Source organism: Luteibacter sp. SG786 (genome assembly GCF_011759605.1).
Lineage (GTDB): Bacteria > Pseudomonadota > Gammaproteobacteria > Xanthomonadales > Rhodanobacteraceae > Luteibacter.
Map to the genome: position 1 here is coordinate 2,072,232 of NZ_JAAOYX010000001.1, position 24,438 is coordinate 2,096,669.

The following is a 24,438-nucleotide window of genomic DNA, read 5'->3' on the forward strand; positions in this document are numbered from 1 at the left end:
TCGCGTGTCCGGAGACGTCGAGCCATGACCACCATTCCCATAGACGGCAAGGAGCGCGACCTCGGCGGCGGTTTCGTCGTCCGGCGCATGTTGCCGCACCTGAAGGCCCGCCATGTCGGTCCCTTCGTGTTCTTCGACGAGATGGGCCCCGTGGCCTTCGGCGACGACGCCGGACTGGACGTGCGCCCGCATCCGCATATCGGCCTTGCCACCGTTACCTGGCTCTTCGACGGCGTGATCCGACATCGCGACAGTCTGGGCAGCGAAGTCGACATCCACCCGGGCGACGTGAACTGGATGACCGCGGGCCGCGGCATCGCGCATTCGGAACGCACGCCGTTGGAGGTGCGCCACGACCACGCAAGCCTCCACGGTATCCAGGTGTGGGTGGCCTTGCCGAAGTCGCATGAGAAGATCGACCCGGAGTTTCATCATCATCCCGCGGCCGAGCTACCCACGGTCGAGCGCGATGGAGCGCGGATGGTGGTGATCGCCGGTCAGGCGTTCGGCGCAATGTCGCCCGTGCGCGTCTTCGCCCCCATGTTTTTCGTTGAAGCCCGCCTCGAGCCGGGTGCGCGCCTCTCGATGCCGGAAGAGCACGCGGAGTGGGGCGCCTACGTGGTCGAGGGCGCCGCACGCTTCGGTGACCTCGCCATAGCCAAGCGGGACATGGCGGTGGCCCATGACGGGCCGCCCCCGGTGCTCGAGGCGACGGAACCGTCCCTCGTGATGCTTTTCGGCGGTGCGCCGCTCGACGGCGAGCGGCACCTCTGGTGGAATTTCGTCGCCAGTTCGCCGGACCTCATCGAGAAGGCCAAGGCCGATTGGGCGGCCGGAAAGTTTCCGTTGGTACCCGGCGACGAGTACGAGCGGATTCCTCTGCCCAATAACTGACGGAGGGCGTATGGCCGGCTTCGACAGTTTTCGCGATTTCTATCCGTACTACCTCGGCGAACATGCCGACCTCCGTTGCCGCCGGCTGCATTTTGCCGGCAGCTGGGTGGTGCTCTTCGCCCTGGCGATGCTCCTTTTCACCGGGCTATGGTGGTGGCTGTTGCTTGCGCTGGTCGGCGGCTACGGTTTCGCCTGGGTAGGCCACTTCGTGTTCGAGAAGAACCGGCCCGCCACGTTTCGCCATCCCTTGTATAGCCTGATGGGCGATTGGGCGATGTTCTGGGACATCCTGCGCGGGCGCGTTTCCCTGCGGTAACCACGCCCGCGCCGAACTTCAGGCGACCTCGGCCGGCAAGGCGGAGCGTGACGTCTCCTTTTGTGCCCGTCGCGACGCGCTCCACTCGGGCAGATTCATCTCGTCCTTCGCGCGGCGGCATACATCGAGCAGGCGCTCGACGTCTCCGTCGCTCATGCCCGCATTGAGGGTGAGGCGAAGGAGCGACCGGTTGACGGTCGTCGCCGGTGCGCTGAACACCGAGCCGAACACGCCATGGCGTTCCATGATGTCGCGTACCCGTCCCGTGAGGATTTCCTGCCCGGCCTCGAACGCCACGATCTGCTCGGTGCCGTCGCCGATCGGGTAGCCGAGGGCGGCAAGGTCGCCGCGTACGCGCCGGGTGATCTCGCGCAGGCGCTGGCGCCGCCATCCCTCACTCTGGATGACGCGATGCGAGGCCGAAATGCCGGCCAATTCGTGTGGCAACAATGACGAACTGAAGATCGCGGGCAGCGCTTCGCAACCGAAGTAGTCCTTGAAGCGGCGGGTGCAGGCGATGAAGCCGGCGCGCGAGCAATAGGCCTTGGCGAGGCTGGCGGTGATGAAATGCACCCGGTCGTTGAGGCCGAGGCTGGCGACGAGCCCCTCGCCACGCTGGCCGTGCGTACCCAGGGAGTGGGATTCGTCCACCACGAGCACGCAGCCGTGTGCATGTGCGATGTCGGCAATGTCTTGGAGCGGCGCGAGGCTGCCGTTGGTACTGTATACGGCGTCCACGACGATCACGCCGGGGCCGTGCCGAAGCACCTGGCGTTCGAGATGCGCCATGTCGTTGTGCAAGGCCGGCACGGCTTTCGCTCCGGCGCTGCGTATGCCCTCCCACAGCGAGGCATGGGCGAGCATGTCGATGTACACCGGCACGCGTTCGCCCGCGATGGACTGGATGAGTCCGACATTGGCTGCGAATCCGGATTGCGCCAGGATCCCGTCCTCGCTTCCCACCGCGCGGGCCAGTTCGGCTTCCACGCGGTGCAGTGGCTGGTTTTGGTCCTGCTGGAAAAGCGCCGACATCATCATGCCGAGGCCGCCCGTCGCGAGCGCCTCGCGCTGTGCCTCGACAATGGCCGGATGCCCCGCGATGGCGAGGTAGTCGTTGCTCTGGAGCATGAGGTCGCCGGCGCCGGGCTGGCGCCCCCTCAAAATGTGACGTCCACCCCAATCGATGGCTACCCGTTCGTTGTGAAATCGGTCGACCCTACGCGCAACGAAGTCGGGAAGTGCCGGCGCCTTGGCGATCGGGTGCAGGATGGAAACGTTTTCCATGAATCTTCTCTCTCTGGTTAAGGGCCCAGGCGATATCCGCGGCGCCGTTGCGACGACGCACGCGCGCGCCTCGCCCGGAAAGGCGCGTTGTGATGGAGAGGGCGATCCGGGCCCCACGCGGGGGCCGGCCCCTCGGGCCGCTAACTGGAGAGACTTTGTGCGGGTAGGGTCGTACGCGCGAGATGAACTCGCGCGACAACGCCGCTCCGCCCCGTAAAGACCGGAACGAAGCGTCTGACCGGCTTGAAGAACAGGACGGTTTGAGAGGGCTCTAGATGAACCGCGACCTGCTGTCGGCGGCGAGGCTGAGGTCTTGCTCGCGCAGCCAGGCACGGTACGACTTCACGTGCTGCAGGCGGAATCGCTGCACATCGTCGATGAGCGCGTAGTAATACCACTGTTCGCCCGACACCGCCGTGGCCATGTGGAGCTGGGATTCCGGATTCACCACGCCCTTGTGGTAGAAACCGTCGCGCGAATTGAACCAGGGCAGGGCGGTGCCGCGCCGGAGGGCTTCCAGCACGGCCTGCGGCGCGCCAAGATCTGCCGCAATTTCATAGTGGGTGCGGAGGTCTTCGTCGGTCTGGACGAGGAGGAAACGCCCGATGCCCCAGGCGTCCACCAGCAGTAACCCCGTGGGATTGCAGTGCACGTAGCACTCTACCGGCTGGAAGGTAGCGGTCACCGATTGCAGCACTTCGCGGAATGCCGGGTCGCGCAGGAACCGGAAGTTGCCCAGGGCGAGCGTTTCCGCCACGAAGGCGCTGGCCCGCTCGAAGTAGCGGTGCTGCAATTCGGTGATGGCGGTCTGCAGCTTTTCGATGGCCGCGGGATCGTTCTTGCGGATGAAGCGGTCGATGACACCGGAGTTGAAGGCGTCGATGGCGGTAGCGTCGTCGGCCCGGCCGGTCAGGAGTATCTTGCCGATGTGCGGGTTCGGTAAGCGCTTACAGAAAGTGATGCCGTCCATCTCGGGCATGGCCTGATCGACCACCACCACCGAGATCTCGGCGAAGCGTTCCGGGTCGTAGACCACGCGATGGATGGAATCGATGTCCAGCGCCACCAGCTCCTGGGTTTCCGACGGACGGTCCTTCCACCGATAAAGCCAGCCGCCGCCCGGCACGGGACGGCTGCCGTTGTTGCCGAGCGTGGCCAGGGCGCTGCGCGGCGAACTGAAGGTCCGCACGCGCATCATCGGATCGAGCAGCAACGGCACGACCTCGAGGTATTCCTCGTGGTCGTCGACCAGCACCGTCGTGGTCGGAAAATGGAAGGGCTGGATGTCGCCCTGCGAGTTCAACGTCATCACTGCCGGTCCCCGGTCTCCGGATGCGGGAAGGTGAGGGTGAACTCGGTGAATTCGCCCAGGTTTGTACGGCATGCGATGCCACCGCCCATATGCTCCATCGCCGCGCGGCAAAAAGCGAGCCCTATTCCCAGCCCGGTCACGGTGCCGGTGCCCTCGCTGTCGCTGGCGTAGGAATAGAACCGGTTGAAGATGCGGGGCACCACGTCCGGGGGGATGCCGGGGCCGGTGTCGTGAACGCGGATACGGTTGGTGGGTTCCCCTGGCTCGATGAATACCTGGATTTCGCCCTTTCCGGCCCGGTCGGTATGGAAAAGCGCGTTGCGCAGGAGGTTGAACAGGATGTGCACCACCAGGGCCTCCTCCCCCAGCAGTGGGAAGTCGCCCACGGGCGACAGCGTGATGCGTTCGCGCTCGGCACGTGAACCGTAGGGAAACCGGCGCAGGGCCTGCTCCACGCACTCCCGCGCCATCAGCGGCGACAGCGGCACCTCGCCGATGGGGCGGGCGGAGAGGAGCAGCATGTCGATGATGGTGTTGGCATAGGTCACTTCCCGCTCCATGACCCCGATGCTCCGTTCCAGGGCGTGCAGGCTCTGGGCGCGGACTTCCGGCACCGGCAGCCCCTCGCGCTCTGCCAGACGGTGGCTGCGGATGAGGTCGGGCATGAAGCGGGCGACGGCGCGCGCGGCGATGCGCAGCGAACCCAGCGGTGTGCGCAGCTCGTGCGCGATGTTGTTCGACGCGGCCGTAAGGGCGTCGATGCGCGACTGCTCGGCCATGTTGGAGGAAACCGTACAGGTGGCCCCGCCCACCATGGCGAAGAGCAGCAGCGGAATGTATTCCAGCATCGTCTGCGTCTGCAGGTGCGCCTCCGGCGACAGTACGAACACGAGTGCGGCGAGCAGGCTTCCGATACTGAAGACCACGAGGAAGCTGGCGATGTCGAACAGCATCATGAGCAGCATCACGCACGCCAGGTGCGTCATGAGCCATGGGGGCGTGGCATTGCGCAAGGTCATGTAGCCCACGAAGAAGGGCATCGCCACGGTCATGGCGAAGTACCAGTACGTAGGCAGGTGCGTGCGCAGCCGGCGCGGCCACCAGGGCAGGAGGGCGAGCGGAATGAAGGTGGCGCTGCACACCAGCCGCATGGGAAGGTTTTCGTACGGCTGTGGGAACAGGTACGCCCAGACCGGGTAGTACACGGCCAGGCAGAAGCTTCCCACCACGCCGATGGCCACCATCTTCGGCTGCGAATACCGGGTACGCAGGAACATGGTGGTTTCGAAGCGTTCCAGGGCGCGCAGCAGCAGCCACAGCCGCATGCGGAAGAAACGCCGTGGGCGATTCTGTTTGTCCGCTGGTGTGGACATGGAGGGCGGTGTCCCGGTCATTGGGTCGGACGACACGGGCGTCTCGCTACCGGTATTGCCGGTGACAGGATTGGCAGGCCTCGCCGATGGTGGCAAGCGTGCGGGTGAGGGCCTCGCATGTCGCGGGTGCGGCCTTGGCCGCGCCGTCCAGCACGACGCGAAGCCGCTCGGCGGTTTCGTAGAACGGGGTGTCCATGCCCGGGAAGGCCTCGCGGATGTCGCCGGCCATCGCCCCCATCTGGGCGAGGTGCCCTACCGAGCCCTTGGCATCGCACTGCTTCGCCCGCACGTTGGCGCGAAGCGCGCCCAGGTGGTGCTGCATCACGGCCATGACGCCGCTATGGAACGGCGTGCCCTGGCGTAAGGCCGAAAGGGCAAAAGTGGCCCCCATCGCGCCCACGACGAGGCCGAGAAGGACGAGCAGCAGCGGGCGCATCGGGAATCCATCGCAACACGAGGGCGCCAGCATAGCCCAGGGATACGCGGGTCCGCGATTTTTCGATATGAGACAATGAACGCACTTCTTTCCAGCGAGTCATCCGTGAGCACGGCCCAGGCCGAACGTTTCGCAGGCATCGAACGCCTCTATGGTCGCGGCAGCCTCGACCGACTGTCCCAGGCACATGTCTGCGTCATCGGCGTGGGCGGCGTGGGTTCGTGGGCCGCCGAGGCCCTGGCCCGCAGCGGTATCGGCCGCCTCACGCTCATCGACGGCGACGATGTTTGCCTGTCGAACACGAACCGGCAGCTGCACGCGCTGGACGGCCAGTACGGCAAGCCCAAGGTGGGCGTGGTGGCCGAGCGCATGCATGCCATCAGCCCCACGATCCGGCTCGAAGCGGTGGAGCGTTTCCTTACGCCGTCCACCCTGGACGAACTGCTGGACCGCAACTACGACGTGGTGATCGATGCGTGCGACGCCTTGAAGGTGAAACTCGAAACGATCGTCTGGTGCCGGCGCCGCAAGCTGCCGCTCGTGACCGTCGGTGCGGCGGGCGGGCGCACGGACCCCACCCAGATCCGCGTGCGCGACCTCTCGCGCACCGAGCACGATGCCATGCTCAGCCTCATCCGCAAGAAGCTCCGGCAGGAACACGGCTTCCCGCGCAACCCCGACCGCTTCTTCGGCGTGTCGGCCGTCTACTCGTTGCAGAACGTGCAGTACCCGCAGGCGGACGGCAGCGTGTGCGGCGTGCGGCCGCCGGGCTCCGACGCGCTGAAGCTCGACTGCGGCGGCGGGCTCGGTGCCGCCACGCACGTCACCGGTGCCTTCGCGTTCGCCGCCGTGGGCAAGGCGCTGGAAAAACTGACCGCGGCGAAGCGTTCCTAAGGGGCCTGGCTTTCCAGTTCCCGCGCCACGATCCCCAGCGCGGCTTCGAGCCGCTCGGTCGATTCCTCCGCGCCCAGGGCAAGACGCACGCCCTGGGCGGATTCCGCCGCCGCGACGAAACCGTTGCCGGCGGCGACGCGAACGCCCCGGCCAAGCAGGCGTTTTTCGAGGTCGTCGGCGTGGCGGTGCGGCACCCAGGCGTGCAGACTCGCACCGGCGGTAACGACGGCGCTGCCGAGCACGCGTCGAGCCATGGCGGCGCGCCTTGTCATGGTTTCCGCGACGCCGCGCAGGCAGGCCTCCGCCGTGCCGTCTTCCATCCAGCGCGCCACTATGGTCGGCCACCACGCCGGCAAGCCGTCCAACTCGCGCTCGATCGCCGCCACCGAGTCCGCCTGCATCGAGGCGTCGGGGTGAAGCAGCCATCCCATCCTGAGCCCTGGCCCGAGGATCTTTCCGATGCCGCCCGCATGCACGGTGCGGCCCGGTGCGATGACGGCAAAGGGTGGCAGCGCGTCCCGCCCGTGCCAGGCGAGGGGCGAATACACGTCGCCTTCGATGAGGGTGAGTCCGCTCTGTTCCGCCACCATGGCGATCTCTATGCGTCGAGAGAGCGGCATCGTGGCAGTGGTGGGATTGTGCAGGGTCGGCTGCACATAGACCGCCCTGGCCTGACTGCCGCGCGACGCCTCCAGAAGCGCGTCCGGGCGCATGCCATGCTCGTCCGTCGCCACGTCGATGCAGCGGATATCCATGGCTCGGGCCAGCGCACGTATGCCCTGGTAGGTTTGCGCTTCGACGAACAAGGCGGCTGCCGGCATGCGGGCGACAGGCCGGAGGGCGAGCGCGAGCGCGTGGCGCGCGCCATTGGTGAGCGTGAGCAACGCAGGGTCCACGGGCCCATGCCCACCGGCGCGCTGCATCCAACCGGCGATCGCCAGCCTCACCCGTGGCGCGCCCGCCGGGTCCGGATAGGCGAGGTCGTCGACGGTCACCATGCCGGTGGCCAGCGTTTCGCCGAGCAGTGCCGCGGTGGCTCGCCGCGGCGGCAGGTTCACGGCGAGGTTGTAGGTCGTATCCATGGGCACATCATCGGTTAGGCTTCGCGCCATGTGGTGTGTATATCTCATCGAATGTCGTAACGGTGCGTGGTACGCGGGCATCACGAACGACCTGGACGCCCGCTATGCGGCGCATGTGGCAGGGAAGGGCGCCCGTTATACCCGCGCCAACCCGCCGGTTCGCCTGCTCGGCTCGCGCGCGTTCCCCGACCGTTCGGCGGCCTCAAAGGCCGAGTGCGAGGTGAAGCGCCTGCCGAAGTCGAAAAAGCTGGCCTGGTTGTCGCTTCCGCCGGCTCACGGAGCCTGAGGAAGCGCAAGGCCGGACACGGGGTACCCGCGCCCCGTGGCGTGGCTTACGATGAGCGGCGATGGATACTCGACTGCATACGAAGGTCACCCCCGATTGGCACCGCTGGATCGGCGAGGCGCTCGCGGCCGGACACCCGCCCGCGGACCTGCTGGCCACGATGAAGGAAAACCGCTTCGACGAACGCGCAGCCCGCGACGCCATCGCCGATGCGCTGTTCGGCCCGCGGCCGCCCGCCGCTTCGCCGCCCGCCGACACGGCGGCAGCGTTCCGGAGCCGCCTTGCCGAAGGCCATACGTTGAACGCCGGCGACCGCGGCGTCCGGGTGCTGGTGCGGGTGTCGCGCCCCACCATCGCCGTGCTGGACGGCGTGCTCGATGCGAACGAATGCGCCATGCTGCGCGAACTCGCGCGCACCCGGCTCGAGCGCTCGCAGGTGGTGAATCCGGGTACCGGCGTCGGCGTGGTGCAGGATATCCGCACCAGCGAAGGCGCGAACTTCGGCAGGGGCGAAACCGAACTCATCGCGCGCATCGACGCCCGCGCCGCCGCCCTCATGGGCATGGATACCGAGCATGGCGAAGGCCTGCAGGCGATGCGATACGGCGTCGGCGCCCAGTACGTGCCGCATTTCGACTATTTCCCGCCCGACGATCCGGGCAGCGAACCGCACCTGCGCAACGGCGGGCAACGGGTGTCCACCCTCATCATGTACCTGGACGACGTGGAGGCCGGTGGCGAAACGATCTTCCCCCGCATCGACTTCAGCTACGTGCCGCGCCGAGGGCAGGCGCTGTATTTCGAATACACGACCGCCGACGGGTCGCTCGACCCTCTGTCGCTGCACGGGGGCGCGCCTGTGCTGTCCGGGGAGAAATGGATCCTCACCAAGTGGATGCGCGAGCGCGCGTTCGCGGGCTGAGGCCGGCCTCTGGCGCCCGGCGAGGCCGATCCGCTAGGCTTGCCTGCTGGTTCCGCACATCCTCGATGGAAGCCCGATGCAGCAGCTGGACAAGGTAAGGATCGGCATCGTCGGGCTCGGCTACGTGGGCCTTCCGCTGGCGGTCGAATTCGGCAAGCGATATCCGACCGTCGGTTTCGACATCGATGCCTCGCGCATCGGCCAACTCCGCGCCGGCAACGACCGCACGCTGGAAGTGGACGCGGCATCGCTCGCGGAGGCCGGCGCGCTCGCGTACACCGACCGTATCGACGATCTCCGCTCCTGCAACGTCTTCATCGTGACGGTGCCCACGCCCATCGACAGCGCGAAGCGTCCCGATCTGGCGCCGCTGACGCGAGCGAGCGAAACGCTTGGCAAGGTCCTCGAACCGGGCGACGTCGTGGTCTACGAATCCACCGTGTATCCCGGCTGCACCGAGGAAGTCTGTGTTCCGATCCTCGAACGCACCTCCGGCCTGGTCTTCAATCGCGACTTCTTCGTGGGATACAGCCCCGAGCGCATCAATCCCGGCGACAAGCAGCATCGGGTCACCAGCATCCGCAAGGTCACCTCCGGTTCCAATCCCGAAACCGCCGATTTCGTCGATGCGCTGTACGGCAGCATCATTGCCGCGGGCACGTACAAGGCCAGCGGGATCAAGGTGGCGGAGGCGGCGAAGGTCATCGAGAACACGCAGCGCGACCTCAACATCGCCCTGGTGAACGACCTCGCCATCCTTTTCAACAAGCTCGGCATCGACACGCTGGAAGTGCTCGAGGCCGCCGGCACGAAGTGGAACTTCCTCCCCTTCCGGCCGGGCCTCGTCGGCGGCCATTGCATCGGCGTCGATCCCTATTACCTGACGCACAAGGCGCAGGAAGTCGGCCACCATCCCGACGTGATCCTGGCCGGGCGACGCACCAACGATCACATGGGCCCGTACATCGCCGGCGAGCTGATCCGGCTCATGGTTTGCAAGGGCCTGAACCCGGTGGGCGCGCGCGTGCTCGTGCTCGGTCTCGCCTTCAAGGAAAACTGCCCCGACCTGCGCAACACGCGTGTCGTCGACATCATCGCTTCGCTGAAAACCTACAACGCCACGATCGACGTGTACGACCCCTGGGTCGACGCCGCCGAAGCCGAGCAGGTTTATGGTTTGCGCACCGTCGCCGCGCCGGGGCCCGGCGAGTACGACGCCATCGTCATCGCCGTGGCGCACAGGCAGTTCCACGAACTCGGCGCCGCAGGCATCCGCGCGTTCGGCAAGCCGGACGCCGTGGTCTACGATGTGAAATACGTCCTGCCGCGCGACGCGGTGGACGGCCGGCTCTGAAGGTGCGCCCATGAAGGTACTGGTGACGGGCACGGCGGGCTTCATCGGCTCGCACGTGGCAATGCGGCTCTTAGATCGCGGCGACGAGGTGGTCGGCATCGACAACCTCAACGACTATTACGACGTGGGGCTTAAGCAGGCCAGACTCGACCGTTTCAGGCACGATCCACGCTACACCCACGTGCATGCCGACCTCGCCGACCGCGACGCCATCGCGGCGGCGTTCGCACAGCACCGGCCGCATCGGGTGGTGCACCTGGCGGCGCAGGCCGGCGTCCGCTACGCGGCGGAAAACCCGCACGTTTACGTGTCCAGCAACGTCACGGGGTTCCTGCATGTACTCGAAGGCTGCCGTTCGCACGCCGTCGAGCACCTCGTGTTCGCCTCCACCAGTTCGGTCTATGGCGCGAATCGCGCGATGCCGTTCTCGGAACATGCCTCCGCCGAACACCCGCTGACGCTCTACGCCGCGACGAAAAAGGCGAACGAGCAGATGGCGCACAGCTACGCGCACCTCTATGGCATTCCCAGCACGGGCCTGCGCTTTTTCACGGTGTACGGGCCGTGGGGCCGGCCGGACATGGCCTTGTTCCTCTTCACCCGGGCCATCCTCGCGGGCGAGCCGCTGAAGGTTTTCAACCATGGCAGGCACCGGCGCAGCTTCACCTACGTCGACGACATCGTCGAAGGCGTGATCCGTTGCCTCGACCATCCACCCACTGCGGATGCCACCTGGAACGGCATGGAACCCGACCCGGCCTTCAGCGGCGTGGCACCGTTCCGCCTGTACAACATCGGCAACGAGCACCCGGTGGAACTGCTCGATTACATTCGCTGTCTCGAGCGATCCCTGGGACGTGATGCGATTCTGGACATGCTGCCGCTGCAAGCGGGCGATGTGCCGGATACCGAAGCGGACGTGAGCGAACTCCGTCGCGCGGTCGGCTATGTGCCACAGGTCTCGGTAGAAGAGGGTGTGGAGCGCTTCGTGCGCTGGTATCGCGACTACTATCGGGTCTGACATCAGGTCGAGGATAAAAGCTCAACCGATAGGTTGACTATTCTTCGGGACGGCGTATATTCAACTACATGGTTGAATTAGACGCCCCGCACCTGGACCCGGTTTTCCACGCCCTCGGCGACCGCACTCGCCGCCGCATGCTTCGCGAACTCGCCGACGGCGAGCGCAGCGTGAGCCAACTGGCCGAACCCTTCGCGATGTCCCTCGCCGCCGCGTCCAAGCACATCAAAGTGCTCGAGAACGCCGGCCTGATCCGCCGCGAGGTTCGGGGACGGGTGCACCTCTGCCGCCTGGAGCCCGCTCCGCTGGCGAGCGTGCAGGAATGGCTGACGTTCTACGAGCGTTTCTGGACCGACCGTCTCTCGATGCTCGACCGGCTCCTGCGCGATGCCGACGCGAGCGCCTCCACCCCCTCCAAAGGAGACAAGCCATGAATGCAGCCATCGGTCCGGACACCTACGGCACGCTCGTCGAACAGACCACACTGAGAATCCAGCGCGTGCTTCCGGGGCCCATCGAGCGCGTATGGGCCTACCTCACCGACAGCGACCTGCGCCGGCAATGGCTCGCCTCGGGCGAGATGGAGATGAAGGTCGGCACCCCGTTCGAGTTCTGCTGGCGCAACGACGAACTGACGAATCCGCCGGGTAACAAGCCGGAGGGCTTCGGCGAGGAACACCGCATGCAGAGCCGCATCACGGCGTGCGATCCGCCGCGGAAGCTCGCGTTCGAATGGGGTAGCACCGGCGGGGTCACCTTCGAGCTCGAAACCAGGGGCACGGATGTGATCCTCACGCTCACACACAGCCGCATCCTCGATCCCTCCACGCGCCTCAACGTCAGCGCTGGGTGGCATGCGCACCTGGATGTGCTGTCCGCCCGCATGCGGGGCACGGAGCCCGCGCCGTTCTGGGATGCCTGGCTGGCGCTCAAGGCGGAATACGGTAAGCGCCTGCCGGCCTGAGCCGGCTCGACGCGAACGCCGATCGAAGCCGGGACCCGCTGCCAGCGTATGTGAGTTGTGTCACATTATGGGCAGGGGTGCCCGGGTTCCATCCATCTTGGCTTCATGCGAGACCGGGCTTGTCATCATTCGAGCCTGTCGTCGCCTATGAACGCATCTGTTCCGAGTTCGCCCGAGACCCATTCCGGCAGCATCACCTGCGTGGGCATGGGCATCACTCTCGGCTCACATCTCACGCCGCTGGCGCGCAACTGCATCGAAACGGCCGACGTCGTGTTCGCTGCGCTTTCGGACTACGTGGTAGAACTGTGGCTGCGGCGCCTGCATCCCGATGTGCGCAGCCTTCAGCCGTATTACCGTCCGGGCAAGTCGCGCATGAAGACCTATCGCGAATGGGTCGAGGTGATGATCGCCGAAGTGCGCGCCGGACGCCGGGTATGCGCAGTGTTCTACGGGCACCCGGGTATTTTTGCCTGGTCGCCGCACAAGGTCATCGAACTTGCCCGCGCCGAAGGGTATCCGGCCTACATGGAGCCGGGCGTGTCCGCCGAGGACTGCCTCTATGCCGACCTCGGCATCGACCCGGGACGCGTCGGCTGCCAGCACCTGGAAGCCAGCCAGCTGCTTTTCTTCGAGCGCGCGCTCGACACCACCGGGCATGTGATCCTTTGGCAACTCGGGGTCGTGGGCGACCGTTCGCTCGGCCGGTTCCGTACGCCCGACGCATATCGCGAACTGCTGGTCGAGCGCTTGTGCGCCGACTATCCCGCCGACCATGAGGTCATCGTGTACCGCGCGCCGACCTTGCCGATCGAGGGTCCGCACATTCAGCGCATGCCGTTGCGCGATTTTGCCGCGGCGGAGTTCACCGGGCAGGAGACGCTGGTGCTCCCGCCCGCACACGCGCTCAAGCCGAATGTCGCGATGCGCGCTCGCCTCGACGCGCTGGACGCGGTGTACGGTACGGGCGCGGAGCCTGCCGTCACGGCGTGAAAACCGGAAACCGCGCGGCCGGTCGCCAGGGCGGCTTGCCGTGCCTTCACAAGCACAGGGGGGAAGATCATGCGCGATACCGTTGAATTACTGGAAGCCATTGGACGCGATGCGAGTCTGCGTCGTGCCTCGCCCGAGGAACTGGCCCGTGCGCTGGAGGCGGACGGCGCCTCGCCCGGACTCCTGGACATGGCGGCCCACGGCGACAGCGCCGCGCTCACCGCGGAGCTGGGTCTCAAGCACATGCATGTCGAACACCAGAGCCAGACCGGCGGCCACGAGGGGGAGGATCCCGACGAGCCGTGCGACGATGGCGACGACGGCGACGAGGAACCGAGCGAGCGCCACGACGACACGAACGATTCGTCGGCGGCCTGAAGGTCGGGTGTCGTGCCTGTCGGCTCCTTCACACGAGCGCGCTCCTTCCTTCTATGGATGGGGCTCGCCCTGTGGGCGCAGGTGGCCTGCGTCCATGCCGCGACGGAGGTTGTTTCTCCCGGGCGGGTGGCACGCGTCGACGCGCTGCGTACGAAGGATCATCCACGGTTCCTGACGTTGCTCGCGGAACTCCATCGGGACGTGGCCGACCTCGATGCGAGCGAAAAACGGTACCTGCAGTTCCTGGACGCCTGGGAAGCGAATTACGAGGGCCGTTATCCCGATGCGGAGGCGGCTCTGCGACAGGTGATGGCCCGTGCCGACGACGATCCCATCGGCACGCGTGCCATCGCCATGCTGATGAACAACCTGGGGGAGCAGGGCAAGTACGCGGAAGCGTACGCCATGGCCACGCGCGCGGCCGATACCTTGCCTTCGGTCAACGATCCGGAGGCCCGCTTCGTGCTCCTCGCGAATCTGGCGCAGATGCTGACATTCGCGGGACAGCCCGAACAGGGCCTGCAATACGCCGACATGATGCTGAAGGCCACGCCGCCGGGGCAGTCGACCTGCCAGGCCATGGTGCAGAAGGTGACGGCGCTCGAAGGTGCGCGAGTGCTGACCGCCCGCAGCCCCGAACTGCTCGGCACCATCGACACCTGCAAGGTCGACGGCCAGCCCATCTTTGCCAACACCGTCGCCCTGATCCTCGTGGATCGTCTGTTCGACGAGGGGCGACTGGACGAAGCGCTGGCCAGCGTGGAGCGCATCGCTCCCGCCATCCAGGCGAGCAAGTATTTTCCGCACATCATCAGCCTGGCCAGCCAGCGTGCACAGATCTACGAGCAGCTCGGCCGTGTGGACGAGGCGCGCAAGGCCGCCCTCGAAACGGTGGCCCTCGGCCACCCGGGCGACGTCAACGAGGCGCTGCGGTTCGCCTACCGCATCCTCTACACCATCGAGAAAAACGACGGAAACTACGCCAGCGCGCTGGATTACTACGAGCGCTATGTCGTCCAGGACCAGGGCTACCTGCGCGACGCGAACGTGCGGAACGCGGCATACGAAGCCGCGCGGCAGCATTTCCGCGCGGAGAAGCTGGAGACGGAAGGGCTGAGCAAGGAGAATCGTATCCTGCGACTGCAGAAGGCGCTGGATGCCAAGGCCGTGGAGACGAGCCGGCTCTACATGGTGATGATGGCGCTCCTGCTTCTCTCCATCGTCTTCTGGATGGTGCGGATCAAGCGTTCGCAGCTTCGCTTCAAATGGCTGTCGTCGTGCGACGGGCTCACCGGCATCTTCCACCACCAGCATTTCATGAGCGAAGCCGAGCGCCTGCTGCGCGTCCTGGAACGGCGACTTGGCGACGGTTGCCTCGTGTTCCTCGACCTCGACCACTTCAAGCAGGTGAACGACGCACACGGACACGCCGTGGGCGATGCCGTGCTGAAGCACGCCGTGGCGATCATCAAGGGCGAACTGCGCGGCGGCGACCTCCTGGGGCGTCTCGGCGGCGAGGAGTTCGGCATCCTGTTGATGGACACGCCGAGATTGCAGGCCCGTGTGGTGGCCGAGCGCATACGCGTGGCGCTCGCGTCGTCCCCGCTGGTGACGGACGGCGTGGTGGTGCCGCTGTCCGTCAGCATTGGGGTGGCCTGCACCGACACCATGGGCCATGACCTGCAACGCCTGCGCCGCGCGGCGGACGCGGCGCTTTACAAGGCCAAGCACATGGGCCGGAATCGCGTCGTCGAAGGCGACGAATCAGCCGACGGGCTCAGCGAGCTTCGAAGGCGCGAATCGTCGCCTCATTGATGGCCCGCACCTTGGCTTCGTCCATCTTCTCGATCTTGCGATCGTAGGTGTACAGGCCGTTGTGTTCGCCTTCGACGTCGGTGATCTGGGTGTAGACGGCCCCCGACATGCCTTTCGCCGGTCCCTTGTCGCGCAGCACCGCCGTATTGGCCACGTAGCCGTCCGTGAGGGCGGTGGCGTCCTTTACGGCACCGTAGGGATTGATCGCCGAATTCGGCCACACATGGCCGGGAACATTCAGCGTCAGGCCGCCATGTTCGCCGTCCATCGATGCGCGCGTCGCGTCGGGCGAGGGCAGCCCCGGGCCCTGGTAGTCGTGCACGTCGTACACGTCGCCGGCGTGTGGGTCGCCCTTGGTGTCGCAGCAGTTGAGTCCGCTACGCGCGTTGACGAGGCGGGACGGATCGAGTTCCTTGATCTGCTTGGCCAGTTCAGCCGCGGCAGGAATGCTCCACTGTCCCCAGCCTTCGTTGAACGGAATCCAGCCGATGATCGAGGTCTCGCCCTTCAGTTGCTCGACGATGGCCGAGACGTCCGCACGGAAGCGCGCCTTGTCCGCGTCGCTGAGCTGGTCGTTTCGGCCGTTGGGCAACGCCGGCATGTCCTGCCAGACCATGAGGCCGAGGCGATCCGCCCAGTAGTACCAGCGTGCCGGTTCCACCTTGATGTGCTTGCGGATGGTGTTGAACCCGAAGTCCTTCGTCTTCTGGATGTCGAACTTGAGCGCCGCGTCGGTCGGTGCCGTATGCAGCCCGTCGGGCCAGTAGCCCTGATCCAGCGTGGCCAGCAGGAAGGTCGGCTTGCCGTTCAATACGATGCGGTTGACGCCGCCCACCTTCGCCAGGGCCACGGTACGCAACCCGGCGTAGCTGGTGACTTCATCGCGCTGCCCGCCTTTCTCCAGGGTAGCCTTGAACGTGTAGAGGAACGGGTCCGTCGGACTCCAGAGCCGAGGCTGGGCGATGGCCAGGCGCATCGGTTTGCCGGCCGGACCGCTGGCTTCGCCGACCGGCTTGCCGTCGGCATAGGCCGTCACGCGCAACGTGGCGTCGTCGGCGTCGCCCTGCGTCTTTGCCGTGACGGTGAACGCGTCCAGGCTCGGCATGGCGGTGAAGTTCAACTGCGCCAGGCTGGCGGCGGCCACCGGCTCCAGCCACACCGACTGCCAGATACCCGAAGCGGCCGTGTAGAAGATGCCTTCGGGTTTCAGCCGCTGCTTGCCGACCATGACGTTGGCGCCGTCGACCGGCGCGTGCACGGCGACGACGATTTCCTGCGGGCCTTTCGGCTTCAGTGCGGCGGTGATGTCGGCGGCGAACGAGGTGTACCCGTCCGTGTGCTTCGCCACCTGCTTGCCGTTCACATAAACGGTGGCTTCCTGGGCCACGGCGCCGAAGTTCAGCATCACGTGCTGGCCGTGCGCGGTGAAGTCCGAGGGGATATCCACCGTCCTGCGATAGACCATGAAGTCGGAATGCTTCTGGACGCCCGACAGCACCGATTCGATGGGGTAGGGCACCAGGACCTTGTTCTTGAGCGGGTGCCCGAACGACGGTTCGGTGCGCGCATCGGTCGCCGCGAATTCCCATAGCCCGTTGAGGCTCAGCCAGCGGGGGTGGTCCAGCGAGGGGCGCGCAAGTTGCGGCCGGGGATACTCCGGCAGTGCATTCTTCGGCGACACCTTGCTCGTCCACGGCGTCGCGAGGGGGGCTGTCATGCCGTTCCAGACGCGGGTTTCGTCCTTCGCCGCGCGGGCCGTCATCGTCATGCCCGCGGCCAGCAGGATGCCCATGCAGGTGCCGAGTTTCATGACCTTCGTTCGATTCGTCATCCGTCCTTCCCTTTATCGTGTTATCGCTGTTCAGCGGACATGGAACGCGGTGCGTCGTGCGGATCGGCACCCCAGGCCTTGTTCGGCTCGGGGCCCATCGTCAGCACCAGCGTGGCGCCGTTGGCTATGTCGGCGTGGCTGAACCATGGTTTCGTCCACGCCTTGCCGTTCAGCGTGGCCGACTGGATGTACTTGTTCGTGGCCGAGTTGTTGCGAGCGACGATCTCGAAGGTCTTCCCGTTGCCCATGCGCAGGCGTACCCGGTCGAAGATCGGGCTGCCGATGATGTAATCGGGCGTGGACGGATCGACCGGGTAGAAGCCCATCGCGCTCAGCACATACCAGGACGAGGTCGAGCCCTGGTCGTCCATGCCGGGGAAACCGTAGCCTGTGGCGTCGCTGCCGTAGAGTTCGTCGAGGATGCGGCGCGTCAGGGCTTGCGTCTTCCAGGGCTGGCCGCTCCATGCATAGAGGTAGGCGGCCTGCTGGTCCGGCTGGTTGCCTTGCACGTACTGCCCGATCAGGCCGGTGCAGTCGCGGCAGATGCCCTTGGCGGTATACGGCGTGGAGAAGAACGCGTCGAGCTTCTTGTTGAACGCATCGCGCCCGCCCAGCAGGTTCATCAGGCCCTGCACGTCGTGCGGCACCAGCCACAAGGTGGACCAGCCCGACGCTTCCTTCATCATGAAGTTGTAATAGGGTTCGCCCGGGTCGAAGGGCGAGATCCATTTCCCGTCCTCGGTGCGGCCGCGGAAGAATCCGACCGAGGGATCGAACACGTTGCGATAGTTCGAAGCCCGCCGCGCGAACATCTCGGCATCGTCGTTCTTGCCGAGGCGCCGCGCCACGTCGGCCAGGGCGTAATCGTCCCAGGCGTATTCCAGCGTGGTGGCCACGCCGGCCTTGCCGCCCGCGTAAGGCGGGCTGGGATTGCCGGGCGGAACGATGTCGGAAATCCATCCCTGCTTCATGTATTCGGCGAGGTAACCGCGCGGACCCTTCGGGTCGGTGGCGTTCTTGCGCAGGTACTCGTACACGGCCGCGTAATCGAAGTCGATGCCGCGCTGCCATGCGCCGTCGTAGAGGAACACGGCATGATCGCCGTGGAACGACGTGTTCATGTATCCGCGTTCGCGCGCACGGTCGAACTCGGAACGCATGATGTCCTTCACGACGTTCGGTTCGAGCAGCATCAGGAGCACGATCTGGTTGCGGCCCGTGTCCCAGAACGGAACCGGTCCGTAGTGGTCGTAGTCGGCTACCTGGTCGCGACCTTCGGCATCCGTGTAATGCTCGCCCTTGCGGGCGATCATGCGCGGGCTGGCGAAGGAGTGGTACAGCGTGGAGTAGAACAAGGTGCGCTGCTTCGCCGTGCCGCCCGTCACTTGCACGCGATCGAACAGCTCCGCCCAGCGAGCCCGGGCTTTCGCATGCACGCGGTCGAAATCCGTGTCGCTGTCCTGCGCGCGCAGCCGCTGCCCGGCTTCCTCGGCGCTGTGTCCGTGGGCGATGCGCACCACGACCTGGTCGCCCGCCTTGGTGTCGAACGTGAGGTAGGCGCCCGCATAGTCGCCTGAAACCTTCCTGCGGCCCGCCTGCACGTCCTCGCGGCCCAGACCCTCGCCCTTGTTCGTCACCTCCGAGTGGAACGTGCCGAAGGCGGCAAACGGGCGCGAGAATTCCGCGATGAAATAGGGGCCGTCGGCATCCCTGTCCCTGCGGCCGGCCGTGGCGACCCCGCGCACGGTATGGTCGTCCACCACTTCCACATCGCCACCATCCCGACGCAGGTTCACGACCACGTTCGCGCGGTGGCTTTCGGGGAAGGTGAAACGCATGAGGCTGGTCCACTGCGTCGCCGTCAGCTCCACCTTCGTGCGGAACGTTGCCAGGTCGACCGCGTAATAGCCGGGCGATGCTTTCTCGGTGGCCTTGTCGTAATAGGCGGTGGCGTAGTCGGGCGGCACCGTCCAGTCGCCCACCACGGGCATGACCATCGGCGCGCCGCGCGCACCGTAGGTCGAACCGCCGCCGGTGAAGCCGAACATCACGGGACGCCGGTAGTCGTAAGCCACGGGCACGCCGGTCGCGAAACCCAGGTCGGCGTTGATGTTGACCGGGGCCGCTTCGGTCGCACTTTGTGGAAGGCTGGCACCGGGCGTGGTCATGCCGGTGTAGGTAGGTTCGCCGGGAGGGGGCGCGTTGCCGAGCAGCGCCTGGTTGTCGAGCGACGCGGTGCCCACCAGTGGATTGGCCAGGTCGACCGGCGCGGTCGGGGAGGCGGGCTTGTTGTCCTTGGCCAGCACGGCCGTCGCGGAAGTGACGATGAGCATCGACAACGCGGCGGCGAGGGCACGGTGGGGACGGCGTGCCGGGGAAGTCGTCATGAAAGGTTTCCTTCGCTTGGAAAGAAAACGGGGCCGGGCGATCTGCCCGGCCCCGCCGATTTCTTACTTGTCGCTTTCACCACCGAACTTGTAGGTCACGCCGAGGTAGTACTGGCGGCCCGGATACAGCAGCTGGACCAGGCGCGACCGCGTGTCGCCACCCAGATAGGTGTGCGGCCTTGCCTTGTTGAAGTTGATGATCGAGGCGGTGACCATGAAGTGCTTGTTGAACTCGTAGTCGCCGTTCAGATCGATCTGGTGGTACGGCTGCGCGTAGATCGGCAGGCCGGCGGCCAGCCCCTGCATCGTGCGGCCAGTCCAGTTGTCGCTGGCACGCAGCAGCAGGCCGTTCTTTTCGTAGAACAGCGACACGTTCGCCGCGTACTTCGCGCTGCCGATCAACTCCGCCTTGCCCACCTGGGTGTCGCCCAGGGACACGGCGGTTTCGTTGGTGTGGTTGAGCGTGTAGTTGGCGATGTAGCCGAAGCCCGAGTCCCAGGTGTGCTGCGCGTAGATTTCGATACCCTTCGAGGTACCGGAACGGCCGTTCGCATTGGTGCTGTACTGACGGAAGTTCGTCTGCGTACCGCCCACGTTCACGTCGATGTTGTTGACCGTGACCGGAACGACGAAGTTCTTCACCTTCTTCTGGAACAAGTCGATGCCGACGACACCGTGCGTTGCGTAGTACCACTCGCCGGCGAGGTCGAACTGCGTGGCCGTGAACGGCTTCAGGTCGGCGTTGGCACCGGAACCGTACCAGCCCGGCAAGGGAGCGCCGAACTGCTTGCGGTCGTTGTAATACTCCTGCGTGTTGTTCGTGAGCTGACCCAACTGGGCGAGATCCGTGTAGTTGGCACGGGCCATCGCCTGTGAGCCGGCGGCACGGAGCACGAAGTCTTCCGCGATCGTCCACGCCACGTTGAAGCTGGGCAGGAACTTGTTGTAGCGCTTGTTCGTGGTCGAGTTGTTGAAGTTCTCGATGACCGACACTTCGCGCGGGAGGTACTGGAAGTCACCCGGAGCGCAAGGGCCACCGCCGGCGTTGATGCCCGAGGCCGGGCAGATCAGGATGTTGCCGCCCGCGTCGTGGTAGTACACCGCGTTGTTGGTGGTGACCTGGTTGGCGACGGTGAGATCCTGCTTCGTGGTGACGAAGCGCACGCCGACGTTGCCGCGCACGGTGCCCGTGTCGAAGTTCGCCTGGACATAGGCGGCCGCGATCTTTTCGCCGATGGACGATTTGTTCTGCGGCTTGTTGTAGATCGTGCGGTCGTAGGTATCGTTCAGGTGGTTGTAGTAGGCCGGGAAGTTGATCGCCGGGAAGATGCTGTCGCCGTAGGCATGGTTCACGCCTTCGAGGTAATCCGGCAGCAGGAAGCCGGCGGGCAGCTGGCCCGCGTTTGGATCGCATGTCTGGAACTGCAGCGTGGTGCCCTTGCAGTACCAGCGCACCTCGTTGCTCTGCTGCTCCGCGTTGGCGTCGCTGTACTTCGCACCGAACTGGAGCGACTGCAGCCACGAGGAATCGAACGCCCAGGTGAAGTCCGCCTGCGCGAAGTTCTGCGAGTTACGGGTGTTCACCATGTTGGAGCCCGTCGAACCCAGGTCGACCTGACCTGCGCCGGCAAGCATGTTCTGCAGCACGGACTGGTCGGCGGTGATCCCGGGCTTGCCGCTCAGGTTCCACGCCGCGCCGGTGCTGCCGTTCACCCACTGGCCGTTCACGAAGTTGCGCGGCTTGGCGGCCATGCCCAATTCGATCGACGGACCACCCTTCGCCCACGTGCGGCCGACGTTGAACGAGCCGCTCAGGTTGCCGCCGTTGTCCCACTCGCCTTCGAGGTTGAGCGTCTGCGACGTGGCCTTCTCGACCGAGTAGTTGCCGTTGAGCCACGGAATTTCCGTGTTGCACACGTCCACGGCCTGGCGGGTCGCGCCGGTAACCGGATTCACGGTGGAATTACAGCCGACGCCGGCCGGCGGCAGCACGTAGTTCGCACCGGTGACGATGGTGCCGGACTTGTCGAAGGTCAGGCCGTTCGGGGCGAGCAGGCGGCCGTTCTGATCGGCGTAGTTGCTGTTGTTCGGCAGGCCCCACTCGGGGATTTCCAGCGTGTTCGTGATCTGGGTCTGCTGGCGCTCGAAGCGGAAGTAGTTACCCGTCAGCAGGAAGTGCTCGCTGGGCTTGAACTGCATCGTGGCCTGGGCGCCCTTGGTCTTGAGCGTCAGGTCGTTGCGGCTGGTGGAGAACTGCTGCGGCATCCAGAAGCCGTTGGAAACGTTGCCGGCCTGGTCGACGACACCGTTGCCCCAGAGGTCGATGTTGTTGTTCACGGCCGAGCCATACGGGTTGCCATGGACGTCGACGGGCGGCTGCGTGCAGGTGTCATGGTCGGTACAGTTGTCCGACCACCAGTGCCAGCTCGAGGCGTCCGCCGAATATGTCCTTGCCTGGCGCTTCTGGTAGGCGCCGGCAACGAGCACGCCGAACGTCTCGTCCTTGTTCTTCCATGACCACAGCGCAGCGCCCTGCGGCTCCGTCTTGGCGCTGGTATCCGAGCCCGCGGCCGTGCCGGTCACGAAGCCCTCGTTCGCGTCCATTTCAAGCGGACGACGGGTGCGCAGGTCCACGTTGCCGCCGATGCCGCCTTCGTCGAGGCGCGCTTCAAGGCTCTTGTAGAGCTTGATGTCGGCGAACATGTTGGCCGGGAACAGCGTGTAGTTGAACGAACGCGTCAGGCCCGCCGAGGTATCGGCCGAGGCGACATAGTTGCCGTTCAACTGCGTATAGGTCAGTTCGGGCGCGAGGCCGCGGATGCTGACCGTCTTGCCTTCGCCCGATTCGCGGCTGATGACCACGCCCGGAACGTGCGCCAGCGCGTCGGCGATGTTCTTGGCAGGGAACTGCGCAATGTTCTGCGCGTTGATCACTTCCACGATGGAATTGGCGTCGCGCTTGTCGAGCACGTTCTGGTCGATCGACTGGCGATAGCTGGTGACGACGACGGTGTCCAGCTTGGTGGCGCTCTTGGCGGCGTTACCCTGCCGGTCCTTGTCTGCAGCCTGTTGTTCCTTATCGGCAGCCTGCCGGTCCTTGTCCGTCTGGGTGGGCGCGGGCGTCGCTGCCGTCGAGGCGGCGGGCGGGGCATCCTGTGCGAAGGCCGTCGCGGGAACGATCGCGAAACCGGCGAGCGACAAGGTGGCGGAAGCGATGGCGGCGTATAGCGGCTTGCGCGTGAGCATGTGCGGCAAATAAGACATTGTTGTGTTTCCCTCAGTGATGCGCGCCCTTGAGTAAGGTGGCGCGGTACTCCCCCGTTCACTGCTGCAGATGTGCGATCTATGACTGCACGCGCCCTCCTACACCTTGGATCGATCCAAACTCAGGCCGCCAACGAGCCCCCCGGCTCGCTGGCGAGGAAGCTTCAACTCAGGGAATGCGGTACGGCGGCACGTGTGCCGGTCGTCGGAAAAACGCAGGTCGTTTCAGGTTTCATGCGCTGGCTCCCCGGCTTCGATCCAGGTTCCGGAAGGTCGGTGGAAGGCCGCACAGCGGCCGTCTTGACCATTCTTAACTTGGATCGATCTAAATCCCCAGGCGCAAGTTAAGTCGGTGTTCCTTCACCTGTCACGCTGCACCGCAAAAACGGCAGGCCGTTCAGCCAGCGGGCACCACCCCTATTTTCCCGCTACGGCGCTTCGCTCCAGAGCCTGGACGCGCATGCCGTCGCGCATGCGGTCGTCGGGAAAAGCCGCGACGCGGTCGCCTTCGGCAAGTCCCTTCGCCACCTCGACCTCGACGCCACCACGCATGCCCGGCTGGACGTGCACCCGCCGAAGCCGGTTTCCGTCGAGCCGATACGCTGCCCAATCCGCTCCATCGAGAAACAAGGCGTTTGCTTCGACTTTCAGTGCGTGTTCCTTGCGCGCCACATCGAATGCGACTTCCACGCGGTAGCCATCGCCCAGCTGCGACCAGCGTTCGCGTGGCGCCATGATGTCGAGCCAGACCTGCGTGCGTTGCTCCTCCACGCCGAGCGCCGATATCTTCGTGTAACCACCGGGTTCGATCCTGGCCACGCGCGCGGGCAATGGCATGTCGCCGCCCCAGCGGAGTATCTGGGCGGGCGTGCCCGGCCGCAGCAGGGCGGCTTGCTGGGAGAGCACTTGCGCCATCACCTGCAGTTCCTCCAGGTTGCCGACCTCCACCAACGCCTGGCCTGCCTGGACCGGTGTGGCACTCTGGAGGTAGCGATGGAGAACGACTCCGTCGATGGGTGAGACGAGCGTTACCAGCGGGCCGCCGGAGGCACCTTGCCCTTGCAGCAGCGCCGCCACGGCGGCCCGTTGCGCGTCCGCTGCGTTGTAGTCGGCCCCGGCCGCCGAAGCCGACGCCCTCGCTCGAAGCATCCGCGCTTCGGCTTCGTCCAGGGCGGCGATGCTCACGACGCCTGCGCTGCCCAGCGTTCGCATGCGTTGCACGTCTTTCGATGCGAGGTCGGCATCCACCTTCGCAGCGGCCTGGCGTTGACGGGCGGCCCGCATGGCGGCCTGCGCGGCTTTTTCTTCCGCCATCAGGCGCGCTCGGTTGGCGGGGTCGAATAGCTGGCCCCGTAGCGGCTCGATCTGCGCGAGCGACTGGCCTTCCTTCACCGGGTCGCCCTGCAGGAGGTCGATGCGGTGAAGGGTGCCGGCGATGGGCGAGGACACGGTCCATCGATGCGCAAGCTCGGTCCGGCCTTCTTCTTCGAACACCTCTACCAGCGGTCCGCGTGTGACACGCACGACATCCAGCGGTCGCGGCGCAGGCCGAAGTGCCCACCACGCGACGGCGACGGCGGCCCCGGCGGCAATCAGAATGGCGATGCGGCGGCGAACGGTCATGGCGATATC

The 24,438-nt window shown here is 65.8% G+C and carries 21 protein-coding genes; 12 read left to right on the forward strand and 9 right to left on the reverse strand.

The genetic code is table 11. The annotated features are described in order from the left end of the window. Positions 1-24 precede the first annotated feature (24 nt). Positions 25-894 carry a pirin family protein gene (locus FHS47_RS09570; protein ID WP_167026178.1) on the forward strand — a complete coding sequence of 290 codons (870 nt, stop codon included), beginning with the start codon at positions 25-27 and terminating at the stop codon, positions 892-894. 10 nt (positions 895-904) lie between these two features. Next, complete coding sequence (locus FHS47_RS09575) at positions 905-1,210, forward strand: DUF962 domain-containing protein (protein WP_167026181.1); 306 nt, start codon at positions 905-907, stop codon at positions 1,208-1,210. A gap of 18 nt (positions 1,211-1,228) precedes the next feature. Here FHS47_RS09575 and cqsA read toward each other — a convergent pair whose 3' ends face one another. The 4 genes from cqsA to FHS47_RS09595 form a co-directional block, all read right to left on the reverse strand. Beyond that, on the reverse strand, positions 1,229-2,494 hold the full coding sequence (gene cqsA, locus FHS47_RS09580) for an alpha-hydroxyketone-type quorum-sensing autoinducer synthase (protein ID WP_167026184.1): 1,266 nt from the start codon (positions 2,492-2,494) through the stop codon (positions 1,229-1,231). Positions 2,495-2,765: 271 nt separating this feature from the next. Further along, a complete protein-coding gene (locus tag FHS47_RS09585; protein ID WP_167026187.1) occupies positions 2,766-3,803 on the reverse strand; it encodes a response regulator in 1,038 nt (345 codons plus the stop codon). Beyond that, entirely contained in the window at positions 3,803-5,179 is a 1,377-nt protein-coding gene (locus FHS47_RS09590; RefSeq protein ID WP_167026189.1) for a HAMP domain-containing sensor histidine kinase, read from the reverse strand. Before FHS47_RS09590 ends, FHS47_RS09585 begins: the two co-directional genes overlap by 1 nt. A gap of 46 nt (positions 5,180-5,225) precedes the next feature. Further along, on the reverse strand, positions 5,226-5,615 hold the full coding sequence (locus FHS47_RS09595) for a cytochrome c (protein ID WP_167026192.1): 390 nt from the start codon (positions 5,613-5,615) through the stop codon (positions 5,226-5,228). Positions 5,616-5,690: 75 nt separating this feature from the next. Here FHS47_RS09595 and FHS47_RS09600 point away from each other — a divergent pair, with 75 nt between their 5' ends. Further along, complete coding sequence (locus tag FHS47_RS09600; RefSeq protein ID WP_167026195.1) at positions 5,691-6,509, forward strand: tRNA threonylcarbamoyladenosine dehydratase; 819 nt, start codon at positions 5,691-5,693, stop codon at positions 6,507-6,509. On the opposite strand, the gene FHS47_RS09605 is transcribed toward FHS47_RS09600, so the two are convergent. Further along, a complete protein-coding gene (locus tag FHS47_RS09605) occupies positions 6,506-7,591 on the reverse strand; it encodes a PLP-dependent aminotransferase family protein (RefSeq protein ID WP_167026198.1) in 1,086 nt (361 codons plus the stop codon). The two genes, FHS47_RS09600 and FHS47_RS09605, sit on opposite strands and share 4 nt — an antisense overlap. Here FHS47_RS09605 and FHS47_RS09610 point away from each other — a divergent pair. From FHS47_RS09610 to FHS47_RS09650, 9 genes are all read left to right on the forward strand, one after another. After that, entirely contained in the window at positions 7,590-7,877 is a 288-nt protein-coding gene (locus FHS47_RS09610) for a GIY-YIG nuclease family protein (RefSeq protein ID WP_343203517.1), read from the forward strand. The genes FHS47_RS09605 and FHS47_RS09610 overlap by 2 nt on opposite strands. A 61-nt stretch (positions 7,878-7,938) precedes the next feature. After that, positions 7,939-8,799 (forward strand): 2OG-Fe(II) oxygenase, encoded by an 861-nt coding sequence (locus FHS47_RS09615; RefSeq protein ID WP_167026202.1) that lies wholly within the window; start codon positions 7,939-7,941, stop codon positions 8,797-8,799. Positions 8,800-8,875: 76 nt separating this feature from the next. Continuing rightward, positions 8,876-10,153: a Vi polysaccharide biosynthesis UDP-N-acetylglucosamine C-6 dehydrogenase TviB gene (gene tviB, locus FHS47_RS09620; RefSeq protein WP_167026205.1), complete on the forward strand. Its 1,278-nt coding sequence runs from the start codon at positions 8,876-8,878 to the stop codon at positions 10,151-10,153. 10 nt (positions 10,154-10,163) lie between these two features. Further along, on the forward strand, positions 10,164-11,174 hold the full coding sequence (locus FHS47_RS09625; protein WP_167026208.1) for an NAD-dependent epimerase: 1,011 nt from the start codon (positions 10,164-10,166) through the stop codon (positions 11,172-11,174). A 68-nt stretch (positions 11,175-11,242) separates the two neighbouring features. Then, the gene (locus FHS47_RS09630; RefSeq protein WP_167026210.1) at positions 11,243-11,608 is read left to right on the forward strand and encodes a metalloregulator ArsR/SmtB family transcription factor; all 366 of its coding nucleotides are present in this window, start codon (positions 11,243-11,245) and stop codon (positions 11,606-11,608) included. Continuing rightward, positions 11,605-12,138 carry an SRPBCC family protein gene (locus tag FHS47_RS09635; RefSeq protein ID WP_167026213.1) on the forward strand — a complete coding sequence of 178 codons (534 nt, stop codon included), beginning with the start codon at positions 11,605-11,607 and terminating at the stop codon, positions 12,136-12,138. The genes FHS47_RS09630 and FHS47_RS09635 overlap by 4 nt, the downstream gene beginning before the upstream one ends. Before the next feature lie 147 nt (positions 12,139-12,285). Continuing rightward, entirely contained in the window at positions 12,286-13,131 is an 846-nt protein-coding gene (locus tag FHS47_RS09640) for an SAM-dependent methyltransferase (RefSeq protein ID WP_208381890.1), read from the forward strand. Between the two features lie 69 nt (positions 13,132-13,200). Continuing rightward, positions 13,201-13,509 carry a hypothetical protein gene (locus FHS47_RS09645; protein WP_167026216.1) on the forward strand — a complete coding sequence of 103 codons (309 nt, stop codon included), beginning with the start codon at positions 13,201-13,203 and terminating at the stop codon, positions 13,507-13,509. A 12-nt stretch (positions 13,510-13,521) separates the two neighbouring features. Further along, positions 13,522-15,324: a GGDEF domain-containing protein gene (locus tag FHS47_RS09650; RefSeq protein WP_208381891.1), complete on the forward strand. Its 1,803-nt coding sequence runs from the start codon at positions 13,522-13,524 to the stop codon at positions 15,322-15,324. Here the strand turns inward: FHS47_RS09650 and FHS47_RS09655 are convergent. The 4 genes from FHS47_RS09655 to FHS47_RS09670 form a co-directional block, all read right to left on the reverse strand. Further along, positions 15,287-17,155 (reverse strand): sugar-binding domain-containing protein, encoded by a 1,869-nt coding sequence (locus FHS47_RS09655; RefSeq protein ID WP_167026219.1) that lies wholly within the window; start codon positions 17,153-17,155, stop codon positions 15,287-15,289. The genes FHS47_RS09650 and FHS47_RS09655 overlap by 38 nt on opposite strands. Before the next feature lie 20 nt (positions 17,156-17,175). Beyond that, complete coding sequence (locus tag FHS47_RS09660) at positions 17,176-19,542, reverse strand: GH92 family glycosyl hydrolase (protein ID WP_167026222.1); 2,367 nt, start codon at positions 19,540-19,542, stop codon at positions 17,176-17,178. Positions 19,543-19,605: 63 nt separating this feature from the next. Then, complete coding sequence (locus FHS47_RS09665) at positions 19,606-22,806, reverse strand: TonB-dependent receptor (RefSeq protein ID WP_167026225.1); 3,201 nt, start codon at positions 22,804-22,806, stop codon at positions 19,606-19,608. Positions 22,807-23,223: 417 nt separating this feature from the next. Beyond that, positions 23,224-24,429, reverse strand: a complete 1,206-nt coding sequence (locus FHS47_RS09670; protein WP_167026228.1) for an HlyD family efflux transporter periplasmic adaptor subunit — start codon at positions 24,427-24,429, stop codon at positions 23,224-23,226. Positions 24,430-24,438 lie beyond the last annotated feature (9 nt).

Excerpts from the sequence above, each read along its gene's own strand:
- FHS47_RS09570 (WP_167026178.1), top strand. The coding sequence starts at position 25 with ATGACCACCATTCCCATAGACGGCAAGGAGCGCGACCTCGGCGGCGGT.
- FHS47_RS09575 (WP_167026181.1), top strand. The coding sequence starts at position 905 with ATGGCCGGCTTCGACAGTTTTCGCGATTTCTATCCGTACTACCTCGGC.
- cqsA (WP_167026184.1), bottom strand. The coding sequence starts at position 2,494 with ATGGAAAACGTTTCCATCCTGCACCCGATCGCCAAGGCGCCGGCACTT.
- FHS47_RS09585 (WP_167026187.1), bottom strand. The coding sequence starts at position 3,803 with ATGACGTTGAACTCGCAGGGCGACATCCAGCCCTTCCATTTTCCGACC.
- FHS47_RS09590 (WP_167026189.1), bottom strand. The coding sequence starts at position 5,179 with ATGTCCACACCAGCGGACAAACAGAATCGCCCACGGCGTTTCTTCCGC.
- FHS47_RS09595 (WP_167026192.1), bottom strand. The coding sequence starts at position 5,615 with ATGCGCCCGCTGCTGCTCGTCCTTCTCGGCCTCGTCGTGGGCGCGATG.
- FHS47_RS09600 (WP_167026195.1), top strand. The coding sequence starts at position 5,691 with ATGAACGCACTTCTTTCCAGCGAGTCATCCGTGAGCACGGCCCAGGCC.
- FHS47_RS09610 (WP_343203517.1), top strand. The coding sequence starts at position 7,590 with ATGGGCACATCATCGGTTAGGCTTCGCGCCATGTGGTGTGTATATCTC.
- FHS47_RS09605 (WP_167026198.1), bottom strand. The coding sequence starts at position 7,591 with ATGGATACGACCTACAACCTCGCCGTGAACCTGCCGCCGCGGCGAGCC.
- FHS47_RS09615 (WP_167026202.1), top strand. The coding sequence starts at position 7,939 with ATGGATACTCGACTGCATACGAAGGTCACCCCCGATTGGCACCGCTGG.
- tviB (WP_167026205.1), top strand. The coding sequence starts at position 8,876 with ATGCAGCAGCTGGACAAGGTAAGGATCGGCATCGTCGGGCTCGGCTAC.
- FHS47_RS09625 (WP_167026208.1), top strand. The coding sequence starts at position 10,164 with ATGAAGGTACTGGTGACGGGCACGGCGGGCTTCATCGGCTCGCACGTG.
- FHS47_RS09630 (WP_167026210.1), top strand. The coding sequence starts at position 11,243 with ATGGTTGAATTAGACGCCCCGCACCTGGACCCGGTTTTCCACGCCCTC.
- FHS47_RS09635 (WP_167026213.1), top strand. The coding sequence starts at position 11,605 with ATGAATGCAGCCATCGGTCCGGACACCTACGGCACGCTCGTCGAACAG.
- FHS47_RS09640 (WP_208381890.1), top strand. The coding sequence starts at position 12,286 with ATGAACGCATCTGTTCCGAGTTCGCCCGAGACCCATTCCGGCAGCATC.
- FHS47_RS09645 (WP_167026216.1), top strand. The coding sequence starts at position 13,201 with ATGCGCGATACCGTTGAATTACTGGAAGCCATTGGACGCGATGCGAGT.
- FHS47_RS09655 (WP_167026219.1), bottom strand. The coding sequence starts at position 17,155 with ATGACGAATCGAACGAAGGTCATGAAACTCGGCACCTGCATGGGCATC.
- FHS47_RS09660 (WP_167026222.1), bottom strand. The coding sequence starts at position 19,542 with ATGACGACTTCCCCGGCACGCCGTCCCCACCGTGCCCTCGCCGCCGCG.
- FHS47_RS09665 (WP_167026225.1), bottom strand. The coding sequence starts at position 22,806 with ATGTCTTATTTGCCGCACATGCTCACGCGCAAGCCGCTATACGCCGCC.
- FHS47_RS09670 (WP_167026228.1), bottom strand. The coding sequence starts at position 24,429 with ATGACCGTTCGCCGCCGCATCGCCATTCTGATTGCCGCCGGGGCCGCC.